At 59.7% G+C, this 4,142-nt stretch carries 4 protein-coding genes; all 4 read right to left on the bottom strand.

The genetic code is table 11. The features are described from left to right. A partial coding sequence (locus NW857_RS11155; RefSeq protein ID WP_414368963.1) for an FHA domain-containing protein occupies positions 1 to 230 on the bottom strand: 230 nt, incomplete at its 3' end. 348 nt (positions 231 to 578) lie between these two features. Next, entirely contained in the window at positions 579 to 1,052 is a 474-nt protein-coding gene (locus tag NW857_RS11150) for a hypothetical protein (RefSeq protein ID WP_414335370.1), read from the bottom strand. Positions 1,053 to 1,292: 240 nt separating this feature from the next. Continuing rightward, the gene (locus NW857_RS11145; RefSeq protein WP_414335372.1) at positions 1,293 to 2,504 is read right to left on the bottom strand and encodes an acetate kinase; all 1,212 of its coding nucleotides are present in this window, start codon (positions 2,502 to 2,504) and stop codon (positions 1,293 to 1,295) included. Positions 2,505 to 2,635: 131 nt separating this feature from the next. Continuing rightward, complete coding sequence (trmFO, locus tag NW857_RS11140; protein WP_414335374.1) at positions 2,636 to 4,003, bottom strand: FADH(2)-oxidizing methylenetetrahydrofolate--tRNA-(uracil(54)-C(5))-methyltransferase TrmFO; 1,368 nt, start codon at positions 4,001 to 4,003, stop codon at positions 2,636 to 2,638. Positions 4,004 to 4,142 lie beyond the last annotated feature (139 nt).

Below are 4,142 nucleotides of genomic sequence, written 5' to 3'. Positions count from 1 at the left end.
AAACGATCCCGCGTCAAGTTGCGAATGTAAAACTTTAGAGTTTTGGGATCGAGATAAAGCCCGGCATGCATTCCTGAAACCGAGCGAGTTGGGTCGTTGAGCACCACATCGCAGCCGGGATCCCGCCCGATGGTGACCAGCTTGGCGAGGACGGGCGAAACCGTTTGAGATCGGCGCCGGTCGGCTTCGGCCCATTCCAAAGTTAGTTGATACACAATTTCATGCTCCATAACCCAAGGCCTCCGTTCCTCGTGATCGACTTCAGCTTATCGAAAGGTCAGCTCCGGAAAAACAGAAGATGTCTTTTTTGTCAAAATTGTTATTCTTTGAGTCAACTGAAACCTATCCCCCTGAACAGAGGTTCGTGCTGATTGAGATCACCGGAGTTGAGCTCTCCGAATCACATTCCTGCTGAAGACAGCGTCCAGACGCTCCGCGCTGCCGCAGGTGAGCGTGTCCAGCCCTTCTCCCATCAGGGGAGATTGGGATCTACAAGCTGTTGGTTGACTGCGTTTGGCAGTAGGCCCAAGTCTGCAAGCACAGAGGTCTGATCTTATCGACTCCACACCGTACCTTTTTCAAAGCACTCCACTAAATGTGAAACTGCCGCTGCCCAGCCGCTCCTGCCGATCGAACACACTGATGGTGAGCTGATGGGATCCCGTTTGAGTGAGGGTAAAGCGATTTTGGGTTAGGGTCAGCCCTGTCACGGTGCAGGTGGTGGCCCCCACGAAGCAGCCGGGCAATTGAGCAGCGTCGAAAGCCCCTAAAGTAACGAAATTGCCTAGGGGAGTGGTGACGGAAGCCAAAAAGGCGTTGGAACCCCGGATCCCAGCCGGAGCTTCCACCCGGAAGGACACCACAAAAGTTGGAGTTTGCCCCACCGAGACGGTGCGCGGGGAGAGATCGGTGATGGTGAGGGAGGGGGCCGGTATCGGCGGCGGCAAGGGTAGGGGATTGCTGCTGTCGGTTGTCCCCCCGCATCCTGCCAAAACGGCGCTCAGGAGCACCAGCAAGGGGATCCGTCTGTGTGTGTGTTGCGCAGGCTGCATCGTTTCCCATGACCTCAAATGAGTTTGGTTTTGAGTTTAGGGCATCCCTCACCCCCAGCCCCTCTCCCAGGGGGATGACCCTCACCCCCGGCCCCTCTCCCAGGGGGAGAGGGGAGCTGTAAAGATGGGGGCAGTGGAATTGGCCGGAAAAGGTTCGACTCCTAGCCCAGGGGTTATCTCGACCGAGCCGGTCATCGAAAAGGAGAAAATCGGGCCGAAAGAGACCTTAGAATCCTTTGCCTATTCTCCTTGCAAGAGTCTCTGGCAGGCTGTGGCCATGGCCCAGTCCTCTTGGGCTGAGATCACCAGAACCCGCACCGGAGCATCGGAAGTGCTGATATCGCAGTTGCGGGGCGATCCGGCATTTAAAACCGGGTCGATTTGGATCCCCAAAAAATTCAGATCTGCACAGGCTGCCGCCCGCACCGGCGCTGAGTTTTCCCCAATTCCTCCAGAGAACACCAGCGCGTCCAAGCGATCCAGGCTCATGAGCATGGCCCCAATTTGGCTGCGCAGCCGGTGAACAAACAGATCAAAAGCCAGCTCGGCGCGGGCATGGCCGGCTTCCATTGCCTCCAAGATGACCCGCATATCGCTGCTCAGGCCGGAAACGCCCTTCAGCCCTGATTCTCGGTTCAAGATCCGATCCAGTTCATCCACGCTCATGCCCTGGCGCAACTGATGGATGAGAATGCCCGGATCCACCGACCCCGACCGGGATCCCATCATCAAACCCTCCAGAGGGGTATAGCCCATGGTGGTATCCACGCTTCTGCCTCCGCGAATGGCGGCCAACGAACAGCCGTTGCCCAGGTGACAGGTGATCAGCCGCAACTCTGCCAGAGGTCGGCCCAAGATCTCGGCAGCGCGGCGGGCGCAATGCTCGTGGTTAATGCCATGAAACCCGTAGCGGCGGATCCCTTGTTCAGCCCAGGCATAGGGGAGGGGGTAGAGAGCCGCTGCCGGAGGCATTTGTTGGTGAAAGGCCGTGTCGAAGACGGCCACCTGTGGGATCCCCGGCAGCAGTTGACCCAGCAGACGAATGCCGGCCAGCGCGGCAGGGTTGTGGGCCGGCGCCAAGGGGATCAATTGCTCGATCGTCCGTTCCACCTCCGGCGTAATCAAAGTGGGCTGCCGGTACAGGGATCCCCCATGCACCACCCGATGGCCAACGCCGTCGATCTCACCTGCCTCTGCCAGCAGGGATCCCTCCCCTTGCCAGAGGCTTTGAAACAGCGGGGCCAATTGGCCGATCCCCCCTTCGGGTGAAGCGGAGGGAAAAGGCTCCCACCCACCGCCTCGCCGGCGAGTTTGGATGAGGGCCTCCCCCGGCTTGTAGGTGAAATCCACCTGGGCTTGCCAGATGGGGGCGGCCTCCACCTTGCCCTCAACCGTCAGGAACAGAGAGGATTTGAGGCTGCTGGAACCGGCATTGATAACCAGAATATTCACAGCGTGTTTTCCACAAAGGACTCCGTCCCGCCAACGCAATCGGCCTCTGCAGGGCTTATCTGTGCAATTTCAACTTAACCCTCAATCTCGGCTTTGACTTCATGCAACCGTTGGAACTGCCCGCAGCTCCCTCAAGCACTTTGCGCTTGGCGCACCAGCCCGGTTGCCGTCAGAGCAGCCAAAGCCCGATCCCGGTAGCGGCCATAGCGCTCCTGCTTGTTGCGGAGCTTCCGCCCCTCCAGCTCTGGCAGCAGGCCAAAATTGGCCGGCATCGGCTGAAAATGCCTGGGATCGGCGCTGCTGATGAATTGAAACAGGGATCCCATCATCGTCTCAGGGGGCAGCGTGATCAAGGGCAGCCCCAAGGCCAGGCGGGCAGCGTTCTGTCCGGCCAGCCACCCTCCCGCCACAGCACAGGCATAGCCTTCGGTGCCCACCAACTGGCCGGCGGCAAACAGCGTCGGTCGGCGACGAAATTGCAAGGTTGGCCACAAAAGCTGGGGCGAATTCAAAAACGTATTGCGGTGCATCACCCCAAAGCGGACGAACTCCGCTTGTTCCAGGCCGGGGATGAGCCGAAAAACCCGCTGCTGTTCTCCCCATTTCAAGTTGGTTTGAAAACCCACCAGGTTCCACAATTGCCCTGCTTTGTCCTCTTGTCGCAACTGCACCACCGCGTGAGGACGGGATCCCGTGCGCGGATCCACCAAGCCCACCGGCTTCAAAGGGCCAAAACAGAGAGTCTCTTTGCCCCGGCGCGCCATTTCTTCAATCGGCAGGCAGCCCTCGAAAAACTTGCGCTCCTCCCGCTCAAAATCCTTGAGGGGCGCCTGCTCCGCCGTCACCAGCGCCTGCCAAAACCGTTCGTACTCCGCCTCCGTCATAGGGCAGTTGAGATAGGCTGCCTCCCCTTTGTCGTAGCGGGAAGCCTGAAACACCACCGCCCGGTTCAAGGAATCCCCGGCGACAATGGGGCTAGAAGCATCGAAAAAGCTCAGGTATTCCAGGCCCGTAAAGGCTTGCAGCGCCTTAGCCAGGGGATCGCTGGTCAGAGGGCCGGTACAGAGGACGGCAATGCCCTCCGGGATCTCCGTCACCTCCTCCCGGCGCAGAGTGATGCGGGGATGGTTTTGAATGGCTGCCGTGAGAGCCTGGCTGAAGCGGGCCCGATCCACCGCCAATGCCCCTCCTGCCGGCACGGCATGGCGATCCGCCGTCGCCATCACCAGAGATCCCAGTTGTCGCAGCTCTTCCTTGAGCAGCCCTGCCGCCCGATCGCTGGCCGCAGCCCCAAAGGAGTTGCTGCACACCAGCTCCCCCAACTGATCGGTGTGGTGGGCCGGGCTCTGGCGCACGGGGCGCATCTCCGAAAGGAGGACAGGCAACCCCAACTGGGCGATTTGCCAGGCGGCCTCTGTCCCCGCCAACCCCCCGCCCACCACATGAATGGGGGCAGAGGTTTCTGCCGGTGCAAGCGCTGGGCTGGCTGGATGGCTCATCGCAACCTCCGAGAAGACCCTCAACCTTAAACTTTAACGTAAGGTGCGGAATTCCCCACCCGGGTGGGGATGGATAGCACCCTCTGACTGATTCTGGATGTATTGCTTCACAATTTCTAGGGAGCAAATCATGCCAAAG

The organism is Synechococcus sp. H55.9, from assembly GCF_047462355.1.
Taxonomy (GTDB): domain Bacteria; phylum Cyanobacteriota; class Cyanobacteriia; order Thermostichales; family Thermostichaceae; genus Thermostichus.
Note: the sequence above shows the minus strand (reverse complement) of the source record. Positions and strands in the feature narration are given on the sequence as shown.